This window comes from Parachlamydia sp. (assembly GCF_050255895.1).
Lineage (GTDB): Bacteria > Chlamydiota > Chlamydiia > Chlamydiales > Parachlamydiaceae > Parachlamydia > Parachlamydia acanthamoebae.
Genome location: NZ_JBFWIR010000064.1, coordinates 1 through 18,585, shown reverse-complemented (window position 1 = coordinate 18,585; position 18,585 = coordinate 1). Strand labels below are relative to the sequence as shown.

Annotated in this window: 18 protein-coding genes; 9 read left to right on the top strand and 9 right to left on the bottom strand. The window is 38.9% G+C overall.

The window, feature by feature from the left end:
- The 4 genes from AB7E63_RS10800 to AB7E63_RS10785 all read right to left on the bottom strand — a co-directional run.
- A partial coding sequence (locus tag AB7E63_RS10800) for a hypothetical protein (protein WP_428419483.1) occupies positions 1 to 300 on the bottom strand: 300 nt, incomplete at its 3' end.
- Positions 301 to 345: 45 nt separating this feature from the next.
- Positions 346 to 1,335: an FAD-dependent oxidoreductase gene (locus AB7E63_RS10795; RefSeq protein WP_059358686.1), complete on the bottom strand. Its 990-nt coding sequence runs from the start codon at positions 1,333 to 1,335 to the stop codon at positions 346 to 348.
- Between the two features lie 8 nt (positions 1,336 to 1,343).
- On the bottom strand, positions 1,344 to 2,252 hold the full coding sequence (locus AB7E63_RS10790) for a CPBP family intramembrane glutamic endopeptidase (protein WP_013924956.1): 909 nt from the start codon (positions 2,250 to 2,252) through the stop codon (positions 1,344 to 1,346).
- A gap of 12 nt (positions 2,253 to 2,264) precedes the next feature.
- Positions 2,265 to 2,873, bottom strand: a complete 609-nt coding sequence (locus AB7E63_RS10785) for a peptidylprolyl isomerase (protein ID WP_006340276.1) — start codon at positions 2,871 to 2,873, stop codon at positions 2,265 to 2,267.
- A gap of 158 nt (positions 2,874 to 3,031) precedes the next feature.
- On the opposite strand from AB7E63_RS10785, the gene acs reads away from it, so the two are divergent.
- From acs to AB7E63_RS10765, 4 genes are all read left to right on the top strand, one after another.
- Entirely contained in the window at positions 3,032 to 5,017 is a 1,986-nt protein-coding gene (acs, locus tag AB7E63_RS10780) for an acetate--CoA ligase (RefSeq protein WP_013924957.1), read from the top strand.
- A gap of 3 nt (positions 5,018 to 5,020) precedes the next feature.
- On the top strand, positions 5,021 to 6,121 hold the full coding sequence (ribD, locus tag AB7E63_RS10775) for a bifunctional diaminohydroxyphosphoribosylaminopyrimidine deaminase/5-amino-6-(5-phosphoribosylamino)uracil reductase RibD (RefSeq protein ID WP_013924958.1): 1,101 nt from the start codon (positions 5,021 to 5,023) through the stop codon (positions 6,119 to 6,121).
- 3 nt (positions 6,122 to 6,124) lie between these two features.
- Positions 6,125 to 7,354, top strand: a complete 1,230-nt coding sequence (locus AB7E63_RS10770) for an alpha/beta hydrolase family protein (protein ID WP_006340280.1) — start codon at positions 6,125 to 6,127, stop codon at positions 7,352 to 7,354.
- 97 nt (positions 7,355 to 7,451) lie between these two features.
- Positions 7,452 to 10,283, top strand: a complete 2,832-nt coding sequence (locus AB7E63_RS10765; protein WP_006340281.1) for a hypothetical protein — start codon at positions 7,452 to 7,454, stop codon at positions 10,281 to 10,283.
- A gap of 304 nt (positions 10,284 to 10,587) precedes the next feature.
- On the opposite strand, the gene AB7E63_RS10760 is transcribed toward AB7E63_RS10765, so the two are convergent.
- Together AB7E63_RS10760 and AB7E63_RS10755 are read right to left on the bottom strand one after the other, a co-directional pair.
- Positions 10,588 to 11,757 (bottom strand): class I SAM-dependent rRNA methyltransferase, encoded by a 1,170-nt coding sequence (locus tag AB7E63_RS10760; protein WP_006340282.1) that lies wholly within the window; start codon positions 11,755 to 11,757, stop codon positions 10,588 to 10,590.
- Positions 11,754 to 12,140: a DUF423 domain-containing protein gene (locus AB7E63_RS10755; RefSeq protein WP_006340283.1), complete on the bottom strand. Its 387-nt coding sequence runs from the start codon at positions 12,138 to 12,140 to the stop codon at positions 11,754 to 11,756. The genes AB7E63_RS10760 and AB7E63_RS10755 overlap by 4 nt, the downstream gene beginning before the upstream one ends.
- Before the next feature lie 436 nt (positions 12,141 to 12,576).
- On the opposite strand from AB7E63_RS10755, the gene AB7E63_RS10750 reads away from it, so the two are divergent.
- The 3 genes from AB7E63_RS10750 (at position 12,577) to AB7E63_RS10740 (ending at position 14,677) form a co-directional block, all read left to right on the top strand.
- Entirely contained in the window at positions 12,577 to 13,488 is a 912-nt protein-coding gene (locus AB7E63_RS10750; RefSeq protein ID WP_241208962.1) for a hypothetical protein, read from the top strand.
- An 86-nt stretch (positions 13,489 to 13,574) separates the two neighbouring features.
- Positions 13,575 to 14,123: an NUDIX hydrolase gene (locus AB7E63_RS10745; RefSeq protein ID WP_006340285.1), complete on the top strand. Its 549-nt coding sequence runs from the start codon at positions 13,575 to 13,577 to the stop codon at positions 14,121 to 14,123.
- An 89-nt stretch (positions 14,124 to 14,212) separates the two neighbouring features.
- Positions 14,213 to 14,677, top strand: a complete 465-nt coding sequence (locus AB7E63_RS10740) for a hypothetical protein (protein ID WP_006340286.1) — start codon at positions 14,213 to 14,215, stop codon at positions 14,675 to 14,677.
- Positions 14,678 to 14,742: 65 nt separating this feature from the next.
- On the opposite strand, the gene AB7E63_RS10735 is transcribed toward AB7E63_RS10740, so the two are convergent.
- Entirely contained in the window at positions 14,743 to 15,273 is a 531-nt protein-coding gene (locus AB7E63_RS10735) for a DUF2937 family protein (protein ID WP_006340287.1), read from the bottom strand.
- Positions 15,274 to 15,622: 349 nt separating this feature from the next.
- Here AB7E63_RS10735 and AB7E63_RS10730 point away from each other — a divergent pair, with 349 nt between their 5' ends.
- Together AB7E63_RS10730 and queC are read left to right on the top strand one after the other, a co-directional pair.
- Positions 15,623 to 16,798 carry a branched-chain amino acid transport system II carrier protein gene (locus tag AB7E63_RS10730; RefSeq protein WP_006340288.1) on the top strand — a complete coding sequence of 392 codons (1,176 nt, stop codon included), beginning with the start codon at positions 15,623 to 15,625 and terminating at the stop codon, positions 16,796 to 16,798.
- Positions 16,799 to 16,903: 105 nt separating this feature from the next.
- On the top strand, positions 16,904 to 17,599 hold the full coding sequence (gene queC, locus AB7E63_RS10725) for a 7-cyano-7-deazaguanine synthase QueC (RefSeq protein WP_006340289.1): 696 nt from the start codon (positions 16,904 to 16,906) through the stop codon (positions 17,597 to 17,599).
- A 3-nt stretch (positions 17,600 to 17,602) separates the two neighbouring features.
- Here the strand turns inward: queC and AB7E63_RS10720 are convergent, their stop codons facing one another.
- Together AB7E63_RS10720 and AB7E63_RS10715 are read right to left on the bottom strand one after the other, a co-directional pair.
- Positions 17,603 to 18,139 carry a superoxide dismutase family protein gene (locus AB7E63_RS10720; RefSeq protein ID WP_013924963.1) on the bottom strand — a complete coding sequence of 179 codons (537 nt, stop codon included), beginning with the start codon at positions 18,137 to 18,139 and terminating at the stop codon, positions 17,603 to 17,605.
- Positions 18,140 to 18,205: 66 nt separating this feature from the next.
- Positions 18,206 to 18,585: BRCT domain-containing protein (locus AB7E63_RS10715; RefSeq protein ID WP_428419475.1), on the bottom strand; the 380-nt coding region annotated here is incomplete at its 5' end.

Here is an 18,585-nt window from a genome sequence, read left to right as displayed (position 1 = left end):
TCTTCCGATCTCCCTAGCCTTTTGTCTTTCAAGTACTATTTTAGAAAAAAAGTCCCAAAATTCAGAGGTTTGCATATACTCCAAATCTAGTTTGGTTGTATCTATTTTTTTTAATCTTTCATCAAATTCCCTGAAGGTAATTTCTTTGCGTGCATTCTGATAACCTTCCCAAGCACCTATCAAAGGTCCCCCTACATATGGTATAGAAGAAATAAGTCCTTTTGCAGCTCCGCAAATGCCCCCCTTCATCTCTTCTTTGGTTAGTTCTTTATCAGCATCTATATTCAATTGTTCTAACATGTTAAATTCTTTTAAATTTGTGTGCGGCTTTGAAGAGTTTTTTTGCTAATTTGTTCTGCCTATTTCCACTCCAAGTTGCTTTGCATATAAAGCGTGATATAAAAGTCCCTTAGATCCCATCCCTGTGATGATCCACGTTTTTGCATCGATTTTTTCATAAAAAGGGAGATGATTTTTTGAAGCAATACGCACTCCGGCATATCCTTTCACAATTTTCATGGTTTGTATAGCAGGGAAAAAAGCAGCGGCTTTGGGAATGATCTCTTGGATAGCTTGTTCAAGATCTACTTGCAAATCAGTGAATTGCTTTTCAAAAGTCGACCCGACTAAACATGTTTTTCTATCTGGAGACATTGTTAAGTAAGCTTGCGAACTCAGAGGAAATGATAAAGGCGCTAATCCTTGAGGCCACTCTAATTCCAATAATTGCCCTTTAATTAATGTCAGAGAATAACGTGTCGCATCAATCAATTGCATGATCTCACCGCCTGCCGCTATAACCACACAATCAAACTGACTTACTTCATCCAAACGTTTGATTTCTTGCTGCAAAAATTCCGCACCTTTTCTTTTGCAGGCTTTCCATAAGCCTTGTAGATAAAGATCGGAATAAACAGCCATAGCGGTGTGAATAAAAATACCTGCTATCGCTTTGACTCCAGGAACATGTTGCTGACACTGCGCTTCAGAAAAAAATTGGACATCTGAATAACGAGTAGAACTGAGCGTAAAATCGCTCACCTGCTGGTCGTTCAAAGCTAAGCGAAGTAACCCGTTTCGATCTGCCACAGGCATACCTAATGCCTCTTCAGCGATTTCAATGAGATGGCAAGACTCTTCCCAACCTTCTTTTCCAAAACGATTAAGTTTGGCATGCGCGCCCGCATAAGGGTGCAGTAAACCGGCCGCCACACCTGAAGCTCCCCCTCCAATCCCTTTTTTGTCAAAAACTGTCACTTCAAAATGGGGCTGTTGCAAAAAATACCATGCAGCTGCGAGCCCACTAAATCCAGCACCAATGATCGCAATGCGCATCGTTTCTCTCACACTTTAAAATAGATGGCTGCTAATGCAATTGAATTAAAAGCAGCATGAAGGCCAAAAGGTGCCCAAATTGATTGCTGCCGTTCTTTTACATAGCCTAAAAAACAGGAAAGGACAAAAAGAGTCCCGATGAATTGAACATTTCGAATGCCTTGCTTATCTGCATAATGGAAAAAAGCAAAGATCAAAGAGGTTAAAACAATCCCTGAAAATCTTCCAAGTTTTTGCTTGATCCAGGTTTGCAAATAGCCTCGAAATAAAATTTCTTCAGCAAACGGAACAAGAAATAAAACGGACAAGCTTGTCACAAGGAAAAGAGAAGGATTATCTCTAATCGCAACAATTTTTTCCACCGGCACCTGTTCGATTGGTGGAATGTGAAAAATCTCAAATACGACTTCTAAGATTTCATTAAAAAAATTCACTAAGGGATAGCAAATCACAAGCGCTAGAACGCCCATTCCAAAATCACGCAGGCTGCGTTGGACTGAACTTAAGCCATTTTTTCCAGCTAAAGCGTCCCACATAGAGGGCCCCCAAAGATAGCTGTAAAAAAGGATACTTGCAACGCTACAAAAAATAAAGAGAAGATCCATCCAACCTAGAAAGGTAGGGCCCAACACTTCGTCAATAGCAATGTCTTTAAAAATGGGAATTCCCTTGTTGATCAAAAGATAGACTCGTACAAGCACCGTAATGACAGCGTTTATTCCTAAAAAAACCGCGAAAACGCCTAATAACTTTAAAAAAGAAAGAGAGGAATGGTCAGAAAAAAATGGATCGTCATCATAGGGTAGCTTATAAAATCCCCCTAGATAAGCGATCCAATTAATGATTACACCCGTCAGAAGAAAGAAGGTCATCACCCCCACATGGGGCAGAACAGCTTCTTGAATGATCCCTTCCACTTCTAACCTCGTTTAGTTTTGTTCTTTTTTGATGCTGATGATCTCAACAGTTTCTTTTGGGACATCTCCATGACCCGCATAAGAACCCGTTTTAACTTTGCGAATTTGATCTACAACATCCATGCCACTAATAACTTGCCCAAAAACACAGTATCCAAAATCACGTGGTGTTTCGCCATGGTGATCTAAAAAGGTGTTATCCGCAACATTAATGAAGAATTGCGCTGTTGCGCTGTTTGGTTCGGATGTGCGAGCCATCGCAATCGTCCCTTTTTTATTGGAAATATTATTTCCAGCTTCATTTTTTATAGGAGCTTTTGTTGGCTTTTGATCAAAATCTTTCGTAAAACCCCCACCCTGAATCATAAATCCATCAATGACACGGTGGAAAATGGTGTGATCATAAAATCCGGCTGCTACGTAATCTAAAAAGTTTTTCACAGTTACTGGAGCTTCTTTAGAAAATAACTCTAATTTAATTTCTCCAAGGGAAGTCTGCATGACAACCACATCTTTTTGTGCTTTATTTTCCATTGTTTTTAACTCCTCAGGTGTTGCGAAGCCTAATTGTGTGCAACAGATGAATAATGCCAAAGCGAATCGAAACAACTGCGTTTTCATAAAGGCTCCTATATGGTTTAATGGTTTGTTAGAAGACGTATTGTATTCAAATAGTGACATTTCTTTCCTCTAAAATATGGACTTGCAGCGAATTTTGACCTTCAAAATCAATGAAAAAAAAGTTATCCTCAACTTCTGGGTAAACAAGGAAGTAAAGCATGCCTAATTCAGATATTCCCTCTCTCGAAAATTTAATGGAGGAAAAACGTTTTTTCCCCCCATCACCAGAGTTTCAGAAAAAAGCCTGGATAAAGAATGCGAAAGAATATAAAGCGCTCTACCAAAGATCTTTAAAGGATCCCGATTCATTCTGGCTTGAGCAAGCAAAGTCTCTCACATGGTCAAAACAGCCAAAACATGCGGGAAAGCATATTTGGGATTCTGATCGCCGCCTGGTTGAGCATTCCTGGTTCGAAGATGGGAAACTTAACGTGAGTGTGAATTGCTTAGATCGACATTTGGAAACAGAGACGTCTGATAAAATAGCAATTCTTTGGCAAGGTGAAGCTGACGAGGAAGTTCGCCAAATCACCTACAAAGAGCTTCATCAAGAAGTTTGCCAATTTGCCTCTATTCTTAAACAAAAGGGTGTCCAAAAAGGTGATCGAGTTTGCCTGTATTTACCGATGATCCCAGAATTGGCTGTCGCCATGCTTGCATGCGCACGTATTGGAGCAATCCACTCTGTTATTTTTGGTGGATTTAGCGCAGAAGCGATTATCCACCGGATCAATGATGCCACATGTGAATGTGTTGTCACCTCAAATGTTTCCCTGCGAGGAGGCAAAGAAATTTTTCTGAAAAGTACCATGGATAAGGCTTTAGAGTTATGTCCAACTGTTAAGCAGGTCATTGTCGTGAAAAGAAATGAAACTGCTTGTGTCATGAAAGAAGGACGCGATAGCTGGTATCATGACGAAATGAGATCTGCTTCTGCTGATTGCCCTCCCGTAACTTTAAATGCAGAAGATCCTCTATTCATTTTATATACGTCTGGGTCTACTGGAAAGCCTAAAGGTGTGGTGCATACACAAGCAGGGTACCTCCTCTTTGCAGCTATGACACATCGTTATGTCTTTAATATTCACGAGGATGATGTCTACTGGTGCACAGCAGACATTGGTTGGGTGACAGGTCATAGCTATGTCGTGTATGGTCCACTAGCAAATGGATCTACATCGCTTATGTTCGAAGGAATCCCTACCTACCCGGATGCTGGCAGATTTTGGCAAGTGATTGATAAACATAAAGTGACTGTTTTTTACACCTCTCCGACGGCCATCCGTACTTTAATCAGTCACGGGCAAGAATTCCCTAAAAAATATTCATTGGCTTCTTTGCGTGTACTTGGAACTGTTGGGGAACCGATCAATCCAGAATCTTGGATGTGGTTTTACGAAAATATTGGCCGCGAAAAATGCCCCATCGAAGACACCTGGTGGCAGACCGAAACGGGAGGAATCATGATTACCCCCTTTCCTGCATGTTTTAGCATAAAGCCGGGAAGTGCAGGACGCCCCTTTTTTGGGATTGATCCGATTATTCTGCGTCCCGACGGCACACCATGTGATAAACATGAGGGAGGGAGCTTGTGCATTCAAAAACCATGGCCGGGAATCATGCGAACCGCCTGGGGAAATCACGACCGTTTCATTAATACGTATTTTACGACTTTTAAAAATGTCTATTTTACTGGAGATGGCTGTCATATAGATTCGGATGGCGACTACTGGTTACTCGGCCGGCTAGATGACGTGGTGAACATATCAGGGCACCGGATTGGAACAGCAGAAGTAGAAAGTGCCCTCACAAGCTTTCCCTCTGTTGCCGAAGCTGCGGTGGTTCCATTTCCACATACGATTAAAGGTCAAGGTTTAGAAGCTTTTGTCACATTGGTTGAAGGAATCTCTCCTACAGATTCCCTTAAACAATTTCTGCGCGATCATGTCAAGCAAGTGATTGGGGCAATTGCAGTTCCGGAACGGATCCATTTTGCCAAAGCTCTTCCAAAAACACGCTCAGGAAAAATCATGCGACGCATCCTCCGCAAAATTGCGGAAAATGAATTGGATAGCTTAGGCGATATCTCAACACTATCAGATCCCCAAGTGATTCAAGATTTATTGAAGAATCGGGAGATCTAGCGCATGTCGATAGATGCTATATTCATGGATCGAGCCTTAGCACTGGCCACCCAGGCTCGATTGCTTTCTCCACCCAATCCTTGGGTCGGAGCTGTTATTGTTAAACAAGGAAAAATTGTGGGTGAAGGCTTTACGCAAGCCCCTGGAGAAGCACATGCTGAAATTATGGCTTTACGGCAAGCTCTGCATCAGGCAGAAAATAGCACTCTTTATGTCACTCTTGAACCCTGTTCCCATTTTGGTAAAACTCCTCCCTGTGTAAACGCTATTATTCAAGCCAAAATCGCCCATGTTGTCATCGCTTTAGAAGATCCTGATCCACAAGTGAGCGGAAGAGGGATTCAAAAACTTAAAGAGGCGGGGATTTCAGTAACTGTGGGGGTTGAGCAGCAACGAGCCACGGAGCTTCTGGAGCCTTATCTTTTTCAACGCAAAACAGGTCGCCCGTTTTGCGTGGCGAAAGCAGCAATTAGTCTGGATGGACGTGTAGCCGCCTCCGATCATACGTCAAAATGGATTACAAATGAATTGTCACGGCAAGATGCACAAAGGCTTCGGGCAGAATCCCAAGCCATTTTGATCGGCAGTGGCACAGCAAAATATGATCACCCTCGTTTAACTGTTCGTTCTTTTTCCCCGCTTCCCTACCAAGCTCCCCTGCGCGTTGTTTTAGATAGTCGCGGCACCTTAACCGACCTATCTTCTCCTCTATTTAACACAAACTTAGCTCCGACATGCATTTTAACAACGGATCGCTGTTCGACAGAAATCCGAGATATGTGGCAATCCCATGGAATTGAATCGATCATTTTATCACAGGCAAAAAATGGAGAAGGGGTTGACTTAAATGAAGTAATGAAGACACTAGGAAAAAAAGGAATTCTTCAAGTATTAATTGAAGGTGGCGCAACTTTGTTGGGACAATTTATGCATGAACAACTCATTCAAACCCTCCATCTTTATATAGGACCTAAAGTTTTAGGCTGTGATGGGATTCCTCTATTCGGAAGCTTTTCTCCTCAAACCCTGATCAACGCTCCGCAATTCCAATTAAAAGAAACCAAACGTTTGGACGATTGCGTATATCTTCATTATCGGATTTAAGTTATGAAAATATTCTTTAATACGCCTCAGTTAGATGCTCAACTATTAAGAACCCTTTCCTACGCTTATTGCGAAGGCGCGGACATCGGAGAATGTTTGTCGACAGCTGAACGCATTAAAGAAAATGATTGGGATAGTTGGCACGAAAATTGGCTGCAAACTGCTCAGCGAGTTGAACAATCCGCAGAAGTTTCAAAGCAAGCTGGTAACGTTGTAAGCGCACGTCAAGCCTATCTACGCGCATCCAATTACTACCGCACAGCCTTTTTCTTCCTATTTGGTCAACCTATAGATCCTCGTTTAGTGCATGCCTATCAATCCCATACTGAAACATTTTCCAAAGCCGCAGAGTTATTTTCACATCCGGTTGAAGCTGTCCGTATCCCTTTTGAGGGGTCCTCTCTTCCTGGCTATTTTTACAAGGTGGATTCATCTGACGCAAAACGACCAGTTTTGATTGTAAATGGAGGCAACGATAGCACACAGCAAGAAAGCTATTTAGCTCTTGCCAATGCCGCTTTAAAAAGAGGATATCATGCCTTATGCTTTGACGGACCGGGTCAAGGAGAAGCCCTCATTAAAGAAAACCTCTATATGCGACCAGACTGGGAGAATGTCATCACTCCAGTTGTCGACTTTCTTATCAAACAACCTGAGGTCAAATCAGACGCCATTATTTTAGTTGGATTAAGCTGGGGTGGACTGATTACTTCACGTGCGGCAGCTTTTGAACATCGCCTAGCCGGATTGATTGCCAATCCAGGGCAGTTTGATGCTCTAGAAAATATTAAAAAAAGTTTCCCTGAAGTCACAACTTTGCTTGAACATGATGAAAATCGCTATCTTGAAAAATTTATGACTCAAGCTCTGACAAATCCTTTCATGGCTTTTAAATTCAAAAGCAAAATGTGGGTGCATGGAGTAGATTCCCCTGTAGAATTGTTACGTGCCTGGCAAGCCTATAATCTGGAAGGTATTTCTCAAGACATTCACTGCCCTTCCCTCATATTAAATGCGGAAAATGAACAATACTGTACGGGCCAAGCCAAAGAACTTTATCAAACATTGACATGTCCCAAAAATTACTTTTTATTTTCGAGTGCTGAAGGTGCAGGAGAGCACTGCGCTGCAGGAGCATTATCTACCTTTCATCAGAAAGCATTTGACTGGCTCGAACAACTCCTTGCTCCACATTGCCAGCTTCCTTCTCCTGATCATCTCTATTCTATGTGAAGTTAGTTAAGTCTTTCTAAAATCAACTAATTGCAATCATTCCTCATTTATTTTAAATTATAACGTTTTAGTTTTTAAATAATATGATGAGAATGCAATGCAAGTTCCTGTAAATTTTTTCCCGCCTCAAAATATTTCTTCATTACCATCCCCTTTCCCAAATACCAATCCAATAACCATACATGCTACAGATAAATCATTCACTATCGACATTAAAACTTTGGAACTTTTTGGAATGTTCAAGAATGAATTATCTTACAAAAATTCGGACATCCTCTGTTCAAAAGAAGTGACTTTTACTTTCGATAGCGCAACGATTGAAGCGATATGTACTTATGTGAGTGATAAAGGAGGTTCTCTCTATTTAAGGGATTTATATAAAAGTTCAGATTTAATGCTTTTTATCAATTTATATAAATTTGCGCGTTGCTATTCCATGGATAATTTAGAAGAATCATTAAAGTGTTGCCTCTTTTCTGAAAAAAAATACATGGATTGGGAAGTTTTTTTTAATTTACTAGATGAAAATGCATTTAATTTCGATCAAAAAAAATTCATCTGCTTTTTTGGGCTTATAAGCTCAATAAACGAAAGTGAATCCATTATTGCGGATAAACTATTTAAGCATTTTCTTTTTGTACTGCATCACAATCAATTGGAAGAAGGGATTGATGAGTTATTTTCTTGGATGCCATATGAATCGACAAGTTACCATAATCCAACGTTTTTATCTATCTCTCTCAGTATTCTTTTTTTCATCCTTTCAGATGAAAAAATTGTAAATTCTAACAATGCGCTCGCAAAAATAATTTTTTCTTTAAGAAAACTTATCCCAAATATTTATGACAAAAAGCCAGAACATCTTTCTCGTATTCCTAGTGAAAAAATTGATCTTGCTTTTCCCATTTTACTCCACTTATTCCATATAGCGGGTAACATCAAAAATGCTGCACTTGCTAAACATCTTTTTGATGTTGTAAAGTCAACCGTCAATCGAAACCAATTATCCTTTAATAGTTTTAGTTTTCTGAGACCAAACAAAATCAAGTTCAAACTTCAAGAAAGTGTCGTTGCAACACTCATTCTACAAAAAATTTTACCTTTTGCATCTTCTATGCCTCTAGAAGAGTCTTTCCATGTCATCAAGGATTATATCGCCTGTATTCACTTTATTGAAATTAATGCTGTCATTCTTAACCCCAAACCTTCTGAAAATTTTTCTTCAACTGTTTTTTCGTTTGATCCTACATCTTTTCTATCTAATGCCATAGAAATTGTCCTCGAACTACCGATCTGTCAGGATCCCTCTATTAAAGCGATGATCCAAGAACGCTTTTCTTTTATCAAAAAACCTCAAGATTTTACTACAGATGCGGTGTCTGTAAGTGAGCGCATGGATGTCGCACACCAGGATTTTCTGGACTCTTTAAATCGTATAAATCTTAATCTAAATCAAGATATCACCATACTACCCACTCTGATTGAGCCTAATCTAGGTAAAGCAAACCTAAAATCCCCCCCTTACTCTTATGATAGCGAGGCTATTCAACAGATTATTGCCTTTTTGCATGAAAAAAAAGCACATAAAGCAATGCGAGTCTTTCGCAAAGCGGAACAAAACACTCCCATAAACCTGCGTGAAAAATGTCAACTTAATCTCATTCAAGAAATTTTAGCCATCAATCCAGACACTGGAATCCAACAAGCTTTTAAATTTATCCGATTGTTTGAAACAGAAGTGCGTAAAGTATTTTTAAAAGCTATCATGGAGCACGCTGAAAATAATCATAATTTTTTAGACATCTTTAAGTGTTTGCAAAAACAAAACGATAGCGAATTACTCAAACTTTTTTATGATGAATTGATTATTTACACTTTAAACTTAGATGTTTCAGAAAAATTAATAATAGGGAAAACGTTTTTCACTATATTTAAAGAGAAAAATCAAGATATAAAAAAACTTCCTGAAAATCTTTCTAGCTTCTTAGATTCTCTCATTACCGATTCCCTGGATCTTGAAGTGATGCAATTTGTAGAAAGTTTTTTCCCTGTTTTGTTGATCACTAAAGATCCTAATTTTAAACGCAAAGAACTCTGTCATTTTACAAAGAAAATCAATCGATACAAACCCGCTATCTTTGCAGCAAAAATGATGCTAGGGAAAACCCATGAGATTCTTCATTACTTTGTAAAAACAAGGAGCTTTTTCAAAACTCTACGGCCTTTAAATAGAGCTATTCAATTATTGAGACACAATCCATCTTTTCACTTACCCGTGGAATCTTTTCATTCACTTAACGCATTTGTTTTAAAGCATGCTAAGTTTTGGGGAAACTGGGCAATAGCTCAATCAAATCAAATCACATTCAATCGTTTTTCTAAACAATCGATCGACATATTTAAATATTTAATTCATGAAAATTTAAAACAAGCAAAAGAGCTACAGAAAGAAAATCGGGATTATGAAAACTGCCTTATAACGGCAAAAATAATTCTCGATGAGGGAAGTTTCAATCAGTGGGATCTCCATCTTGACTATATCGAAACATTAGATGAATTCAACCTTGAACCAGAGGTGATAGAATGTATCTCAAACCTGTTTCCAAAATTTATTCAAGATGTGGAAGAGAAAAATTTGGCCCCTGAAAATCATATCAGAAGAATAGGTAGAATTTTAGGAAAGAGAAATCTTTTTAGCTTTATTTCAGATTTTTGTCACCATCTACTGACAGATACAAGCTACGTAGATGCTAAAAAAGTACGCAATCTACTTTTTATTTGTTTTTGTGTAAACATCCCTTACGGTCAACTTATGAGCCTTTTAAAGCTCTTTCCATTGAACTTTAATGTTCTCACGGCCATTGCTAATTCGAGAGCTGGAATACCTTCTTTATCTATAAACGAATTTTCAGATGCTATGAATTTTTAAAGGAAAGAGCTAGTAAAAGAATAGGAAAGCTTTTGGAAAAACCGAAGTCTGGAAATACCCTTTTAAGCCTATGTCGTGAATTACAAAAACATCCAAACAAGGATGTCAATGAGATCCGTATCTTCCTGTTTATTCACTTTTGTGCGAATTATCAAAAACCCGAAAAGTCTTTTAGATTAACAGGCTGTAACGAGAGCCTTGTCATTTGTTGACGAATCGGAATTGAGCTTCCTAAGCCCACGTTTACAATTACATAAAAATATAAGCACCCGCTGCAATGGCAGGTGCTTTGAATGTATCGACTTTAACTGATGAAAAGAAGCAGGCTTTTCAGATAGTCGCCTTCCGGATGAGCTAGATTGATCGGATGATCAGGAGCTAAATGGTGGCGTCCTATAATTTTTGCGCTTCTTTTTGCTTCTTCGCATGCCTGAAAGACCACTTTTTGAAATAAACTTTCGTCGACATAATAAGAGCATGAACTTGTCAACAACAACGAACCCTTAGGCATCTTTTGCATAGCTACGCGGTTGATGTCTTTGTAAGCTCTACAAGCAGAAATTTGATCACTTTTCTTTTTGGCAAACGCTGGAGGATCTAAAATCACTAAATCATAGTCAAGCGTAGAACTACGTAAAAATTCGAACACATCTTCACAATAAAATTCACTCTTGCACTGACTAGAATTGAGCTCCATATTGATTTTGGCTTCTTCAATCGCTTTTTCCGAAATATCCACTGAGTCAACACTTTCTGCTCCTCCGGCAACGGCGTATACGCTAAATCCGCCAGTGTAGCTAAAGCAATTAAGCACCCGTTTTTGAGCAGCTAATTGGCGAATTTCTTGTCGCATTTCCCTATGATCAAGAAAAAAGCCTGTCTTTTGCCCTTGAACAATTGATACTTTGAACCGAAGCCCGTTCTCAAAAATTTCGACTTCATCAGGAAGGTTCCCCATTAAAATATCTTGAAAAGGCTGAAGCCCCTCCTCTTTTCTAGAAGGAAGCAAAGATTTTTCATAGATTAACTGAGGTGCAAGAAGTCGGTTCAATTCTGAAACAATCAGTCCTTTTAATCTTTCCATGCCCATTGTTGAAATTTGAATGACCAAATAATCGGCATATTGATCCACAATTAATCCTGGAAGACTATCGCCCTCTCCATTCACTAAACGATAGGCCGTGGTATTCTTTCCATGAAACCAAGCTTTACGAAACTGGATGGCTTTCTCAAGATTTTCTCGAATCGTCTTTTCCGGATCCGACTCTCCAAAAGCAACCATTCGACCTGCAATAGATGATTGCCGATTAAAGTAAGCATGCCCTAATAACACATGATTGGAGGCATAGACTGGGAGTATTTCCCCATTTTCATAGGAAGGGCTCGAGGCTATTGCTCCAGAAAAGATCCAATGATGATGATGAAGAACAGCCTTTTCTTTGCCTGGCTTTAAAATAACACGTTTTTGTTTCATACCCCTTTCCACACTCCTATCAAGAAAAATATCCAACCCACAAGGAATGTGATCCCGCCGATCGGCGTCACAGCCCCCCACCACTTTACTCCAGTGCATGCTAAAGCATACAAACTTCCACAAAAAAGCATCATTCCCAAGACAAAACACCAACCAGCTGTCATTAATGCTGCCTGAGGATAAAGCAAGCAAATAAGGGCCACTAAAACAAGCGCTAAAGCATGATACATTTGATAGCGCACACCGATTTCAAATGTCGTTAAAGCCTCGGTAGCTAAACGGTTTTTGAGATAATGCGCCCCAAACGACCCTATTGTCACGGCAGCTAAGGCAAACAAAGTCCCTAATACAAGCAAAATTTTTGGTGACGAAAAAAGATTCATGTCTGTTCCTCAAACCAATGTTAGTAAATCGCAAAGTATACTTTTTCCTCTCAATATTCTCTACTTCATTTTTATCGATTTATAAATTTAATCTAGTAACAACGAAATCAAACAAATCATTAAACAATTGATTAAAAAGATAGTCTAAACATAAAATACAATGTATTTCCATATATAATGACACCGAAATTTACTATTTCAACCGAAAACTCAAAGGAAATTAAACATGAATTCTATTGGAAATTATCATACAACAAATCACTCCCAAATCAATCCACAATCTTCTTTTCAGATCCGTTTTTTATTTTATAAACTCGAAAATCTTTGTAAAAAAATCCCGCTTCATTCACTGGATGCAAAACAAAACATTTGCTCAAGAATTGTTGTCGATCTAACTAACCATTTTTCATCTTCTTTAAACATTCATTGTTTAGCTGTGGATAATCAGCCTATTACTCTAGGGTATACTGAACAGTCGAATCACAAAATCTTAACCATCGTAAATAAAAAATCTAAAGTCAGTTATAAACTTGATGCTGCAAAAGATCATCAAGTGAGATTTCTATTGGCTGAAATGAGCAAGAAGATGATGAATAAAAAGCATTGGAAACTTTCTGTATATTTTAAGTTGCAAAAATATCAAAAACGCGTGCCAGTCTTTCTAGACCAATTTTCAAAAGGTAATTTTGAAAGCGTAACCTCTCTTGATTTGAGCTACACAGATTTACTAAGGCCCGAAGTTGAACTGTTAATGGAAAAGCTTCCTCACTTACACAGGTTAATTTTAAAGGGCGCTAACCAAATTAATTGGAGCACACTTACTTTACCAAAGACTATTAGAAGATTGGATCTAAGCGAAACAAATATATGTGCAAAAGAGCTCGAAGAACTAATAGAAAAACATCCGCATATTACAGAGCTTATTTTGAGAGAGACTAACCAAATTGATTGGGATAAATTAAAATTAACTAAAATCATAAAAAAATTAGATGTCAGCAAAACAAATATTTCTATGGGCAAAATCGGGGAATTTTTCCAATCAACAGAAAAAGGGGAAATCATAGCAGATGACTGTAACAATTTTCCTCCAATTGTTTCAGTCATCACTCGATATACGTTTAAACTTCGTGAGAATCCCTGTTCGCCTGATTTATCTTTTATGAAAAAAAACTCAAAATACAATACCCCTGATTTCCTATCCAAATTTTTTAAACATGTGCTAAGCTTTCCTCAGAACCATAAGGATACGGTTTTTCGCTTGAATGGCTTTAATCTTAGTCCTGAAATCAAAGAAGAGTTAAAAAAAGCAAAACAATCGCAAAAAATTAAGGATTTTATTATAGATTAAAAATTTATCGCCCTCTAATTTTTTAGAGGGCTTGCTTCATTAATCAAGGCTTGTTAGAGTAGGTCTTTTATTCTAACAGGCCAATTATGGAAAAACCTCCCTTTCATCCTTTTACTGATATTCCCCAGGCCAAAATTGTTTACACGGGTAAACGATTTTCAGTCTATCACGCCGAAACGCCGAGCAAGAATGGAAAGCTAGCCAAGCGGGATGCAGTCATTCACCCTGGGGCTGTTGTAATTCTTCCCATTCTGGAAGATGGACAGGTAGTGATGATACGAAATGAACGGATTGTGGTAGGAAAAACCTTATGGGAGCTCCCCGCCGGAACTTTAGAACCAGAAGAACCCCCTTTAGAAACAGCTCATCGCGAACTGATCGAAGAAACCGGCTACCAAGCTTCAAATATGTCTTTTTTAGCCTCATTTTATACCTCTCCGGGTATTTGCGATGAAAAAATCTTCGCCTACATGGCATGCAATTTGAATTATCAAGGTCAGAAATTGGATGATACAGAAGATATCTCTGTGGAGATTCTCCCTTGGGCACAAATTCTGGCCTGGATCAAAGACGGTACTATTCAAGATGGAAAAACAATTTCCACACTTCTTTATTATCAAACTTACTTTCTTTAATCATCTTGAATCAAATGTATTACTTGATTTTTAAATAAAAATATGCTATTCTAATAATTGGAAAGGCCCTCAAGATTAAGGAGGAGCATATGTCAAGTTCTGTTAATAATGATAGTAGTAATACTAGTTATCAAGCTTATATAGATCAGCTTTATCAACAAGATTTGCAAAGTGCTAATGATCCTAATAATCCTGATAATAACACAGATGATGGTCCTGATTTTGGTTTAAGCAGCACTACTGCGACGTCGACATCAAAATCTTCAAAAAATGTTGATCCCCAGGATGCGGCTGTTGAAGCTGCCATTGCTGGAATTAATGCAGCTCAAGTCAACTCGCAAAATAATTCAGTATCAAGTAACACAAAAAATGCAAGTGATTTAGCCTTAGCTAGTGAATTAGGTATTGACGTGACTCAAAATAATGTAACAGATACGCAAGTTCCAACTGTTTCGAATAATAATTCTACACAAGACCCTAATAGTTTGGCGGATACGGCAACAAGACCTCATAAACATACACGTTTTCTAGAGAATCAAGGAAAATGGATTTAGGGGGCTTCGGCTCTCTAATTGGCTACCAATTCTTTGTATGAAGGATTGGTAGCCTCTCGTTTTTTTTAATCAGATGAAAAAACATGAAAAGCTTGAGCAAAGCAATTTTTGATGGTTCGGCCTAACAAAGCTAGGGCACGATACATCAATGCTCCAGTAGTCATCCCTATTAAAGCGTAAACGCCACCTTCTATCGTTAAACTCACGCCAAAAGTAAAGTTTTCTAGAGTCCCCTCTGCAATGCCCATATCGATCTGGGAAAAGAAGATAAAAGGACGACTTAAAGCTGTGCTTGTATAAAGATTACTGAGAGCAGTACTTAAGTAATGAAAACGCACCATTGCTTGCTGCATAAGCTCACCTTGGTGAACAAAATCCAAATCTCCACTCGTTAGAAACTTAGAAATTAACTGATCAATTGTTTTACCAGAAAATTGAGCAGCTTCTGCAAGAGTTGTAGCTTGAATTTTGAGCTCCGCCACATGCCCAGCTAAACGTTGGCTATATTGCTGAATAAATTGGGGAATTTGAGAGAATAAAAGGGCCCCACTTACCACACAAAGGCGATCAATAATTCCTCCAATCCATTTATGCATGTTTGCTTTTCCTTTTTATTGTCTCTTTCTAAGCAAAACGTAACAAAATTAGAAAAAAGAGAAAAGCTTAATTAGACATGCCCTTTGCAATTAGTCGTGACATAAAAGGTAAATTATGCTATATTCCAATCAAACAAAGGTCATCTCATGTTCAGCAATTTAATCAACAGCTTATCCTTTTTGCCTGTTGCATTTATTGCTCCTGTCGTGTTTGTCGTCGTGCCTTAGGGCACATATATTTTCTTTTTTTTACCTCCTATTTTTTATTTAATTGACATGTGAAAAAACCAAGCATGTTTATGCCCTTTAGGGATATGATTTTTGATTCACTCTTTCAAGACAGGATAATATGAATATTCTTTTCAGCCGAACAACCTGGATGACGGGATTGGCTATTTTTTCGATGTTTTTCGGAGCCGGAAACGTTGTTTTCCCCCTTGTTTTAGGACAAATGGCTGGTGACGAGATTTTTTCCGCTTTACCAGGCTTACTCTTAACTTCTATTGGTGGCCCTTTACTTGGCTTATTTGGAACAATTTTATATAAAGGCGATTATAAGGCCTTTTTCTCAAGGACCGGCAAAGTTCCCGGCTATTTACTCATGCTCGTGTGTGCTGGCTTGCTCGGACCGTTTGCTGTGATGCCTCGTTGCGTTGTTTTAACTTATGCGTCTTTTCATACCTATTTTCCAAACCTTTCCCTATTTAATTTTAGCCTTTTGTTTGGAATCGTTGCATTAGCTTGCATTGCTAAGCGGGATACCGTTTTACCTCTGCTTGGCTATTGGCTAAGTCCAGTCCTTTTGGGCTCTCTCACTTTAATTATCTACCTTGGAATGTCTTCTTCTGAAGGAAGTCTGCAGCCCTCTACCCAAAACTCCTTAGAAGCTTTTGGTAACGGTCTTTTAGTTGGATATGACACAATGGATCTGATTGCCTCCATTTTCTTCGCCTTCACTGTCTGGAAACTTTTGCGCGAACAATTTCAGGATGCAGAGATCAAAGACTCTCGCATTGTCAAGCAAACCACCATTGCAGCTGGATGTTTAGGTGGCATATTTTTAGGCTTAATTTATGTTGGACTTAGCTTAGTGGCAGCTTTACACAGTCCGGTGATTGATAATATTCCACCAGAATCGCTCTTGACAACACTATCCTTTCATTTGTTGGGTCCTCTTCAGGGAGGAATTGCAACAATCGCTGTTGCACTGGCTTGTTTAACAACAGTGATCAGTCTAGGAGTGACTTTTGCCGAGGTTCTGCAAAAAGAGCTATCTCGATTCCAAATGCCGTACTTTGTTGCGATCATTCTCGTGATGCTTTGCACAACTATTTTTGCTAACTTGGGATTCAGTCAGTTGATGTCCATTATTCATCCGATTGTGTCAATTTGTTATCCATCCATTATCGTTTTGACGCTTTGCAATATCATGCATGAGTTATATGGATGGAAAACGGTGAAGCTCCCTGTTTTTATCACGTTTGCTGCAACCCTAGCTCTTGACTTTTTCACTCGGCTAGGATAGGATACTAGGCTTGTATTTAATTTTTTAACACTAACTACAAGCCTACAGTTGAAGTTTTCACATTAATTTAAAAAAACTCGACGATAATCATAGCGCGCAATTGTCATGAAACTACAAAAAAAAGCCGTTGTAATTCACTCTGGGGGAATGGATTCAAGTATTTGCTTAGCCCTAGCGATTCGCACCTTTTCTGTAGAAAACGTGCTAAGTTTATCTTTTATCTACGACCAAAGACACTCTAGCGAATTGGAGCAAGCAAAGAAAATATGTCAATCTTGGAACGTCGATCACATTATTTTATCCATTCCTTGTTTAAAAGAAATCACGACAAACGCCTTAACAGACACTTCTTTACCCATTCAATGTGGGAATGGGGAGGCCCCAAATACTCTTGTTGTCGGAAGAAACGGCTTAATGGCACAATTAGGAGCTATTCATGCGCATGAGTTAGGAGCTCATTGTATATACATGGGAATTATTGGCGTTGAAGGAAACCATAGCGGTTACCGCGATTGCTCACGCGCTTATATGGATCTCAAACAAACACTTTTGCGCTTAGATCTCGATGATCATCTTTTTACAATTGAGACACCTTTAGTAGATATGAGTAAAAAGAAAACGCTTGAATTAGCACAAGAAATGGGTGTTTTAGAATTTCTTCTGAATGAAACCATCACCTGCTATGAAGGACTTGAAAAACTTGGGTGCCAGAAATGTCCGGCCTGCATTCTAAGAAATGAAGGAATCCGACAGTTTAGTGCCGAAAATCCTTCATTCAAACTTCCTTATCCTGTGACTTGAAAATTACTCCTCAAGAGGAAGAATAAGCCCACAAGCAACACGTTTGCCTGAATTACCTGCGGGTTGACTTTTAAAGTCATCTTCATCTTCATGAATGACAATCGACTTCCCTACAATGCTGTTTGGACCATTGAGAGTTATTGTTTTATCCAAACGCTCATAAAGAGCATGCCCATTTTCATTGGCCTCTAAATTGCCAAGATCCCCCACGTGCCTGTCCAAATCATCTGGGCCACCATGTTTGTGGTGGGTCGGATCATAATGTGCTCCTGCCGAGGAAGCATCTGGAGCACTACAATCACCAAATTCATGGATATGAAACCCATGCTTTCCCGCGGGTAGACCTTGCACATTTGCGACAATTTGAACACCTTCTTTAGTTTCCGTAAAGGTGATATTTCCCCAGGTTTTATATCCTTCTGTGGGGTTTACAACTGCATTTGCTTTTTTAATATGATGTGGATCTTCAGCTTTTTGCTCTGACGAATTACATGATGTCAAAAGAAAAAGGCATAATCCATAAGCTAACAGCTTTCTCATGGTTTTTTCCTCCAATTGATCTCCGTTTCTTACTCATGCCATTGTTTCTAGATTTTCAACAATAAATTAATCCAACATCGCTTGAAATTCTTCTTCTGTGAGAATTCTCACCTGCAACGATTTTGCCTTATCTAACTTAGATCCTGGGTCTTCTCCTGCAAGCAAATAGTCGGTTTTTGAGCTAACAGAATTGGTCACTTTACCCCCACGTTCTTTAATTAAGGTGGCAGCAGCCGGCCGGGTATACTGCTTTAAAGTTCCTGTTAAAACAAAGGTTTTAGCATCAAAAGGATGTCCCTTATGAGAGATAGACTTCACTTCCTGAGGCAAAACACCTCTTTGGAGAAGCAATTGAATTTCTTCTTGATTGCGCGCATCTGCAAAATACTCAACGATCGCGGTTGCTACTTTGTCCCCAATCCCTTCATTTTGCAAAAGTTCTTCAG

Bases quoted from the DNA above. Each gene is read 5' to 3' on its own strand.
- AB7E63_RS10795 (WP_059358686.1), bottom strand. From the start codon at position 1,335: ATGCGCATTGCGATCATTGGTGCTGGATTTAGTGGGCTCGCAGCTGCA.
- AB7E63_RS10785 (WP_006340276.1), bottom strand. From the start codon at position 2,873: ATGAAAACGCAGTTGTTTCGATTCGCTTTGGCATTATTCATCTGTTGC.
- acs (WP_013924957.1), top strand. From the start codon at position 3,032: ATGCCTAATTCAGATATTCCCTCTCTCGAAAATTTAATGGAGGAAAAA.
- ribD (WP_013924958.1), top strand. From the start codon at position 5,021: ATGTCGATAGATGCTATATTCATGGATCGAGCCTTAGCACTGGCCACC.
- AB7E63_RS10770 (WP_006340280.1), top strand. From the start codon at position 6,125: ATGAAAATATTCTTTAATACGCCTCAGTTAGATGCTCAACTATTAAGA.
- AB7E63_RS10765 (WP_006340281.1), top strand. From the start codon at position 7,452: ATGCAAGTTCCTGTAAATTTTTTCCCGCCTCAAAATATTTCTTCATTA.
- AB7E63_RS10760 (WP_006340282.1), bottom strand. From the start codon at position 11,757: ATGAAACAAAAACGTGTTATTTTAAAGCCAGGCAAAGAAAAGGCTGTT.
- AB7E63_RS10755 (WP_006340283.1), bottom strand. From the start codon at position 12,140: ATGAATCTTTTTTCGTCACCAAAAATTTTGCTTGTATTAGGGACTTTG.
- AB7E63_RS10745 (WP_006340285.1), top strand. From the start codon at position 13,575: ATGGAAAAACCTCCCTTTCATCCTTTTACTGATATTCCCCAGGCCAAA.
- AB7E63_RS10740 (WP_006340286.1), top strand. From the start codon at position 14,213: ATGTCAAGTTCTGTTAATAATGATAGTAGTAATACTAGTTATCAAGCT.
- AB7E63_RS10735 (WP_006340287.1), bottom strand. From the start codon at position 15,273: ATGCATAAATGGATTGGAGGAATTATTGATCGCCTTTGTGTGGTAAGT.
- AB7E63_RS10730 (WP_006340288.1), top strand. From the start codon at position 15,623: ATGAATATTCTTTTCAGCCGAACAACCTGGATGACGGGATTGGCTATT.
- queC (WP_006340289.1), top strand. From the start codon at position 16,904: ATGAAACTACAAAAAAAAGCCGTTGTAATTCACTCTGGGGGAATGGAT.
- AB7E63_RS10720 (WP_013924963.1), bottom strand. From the start codon at position 18,139: ATGAGAAAGCTGTTAGCTTATGGATTATGCCTTTTTCTTTTGACATCA.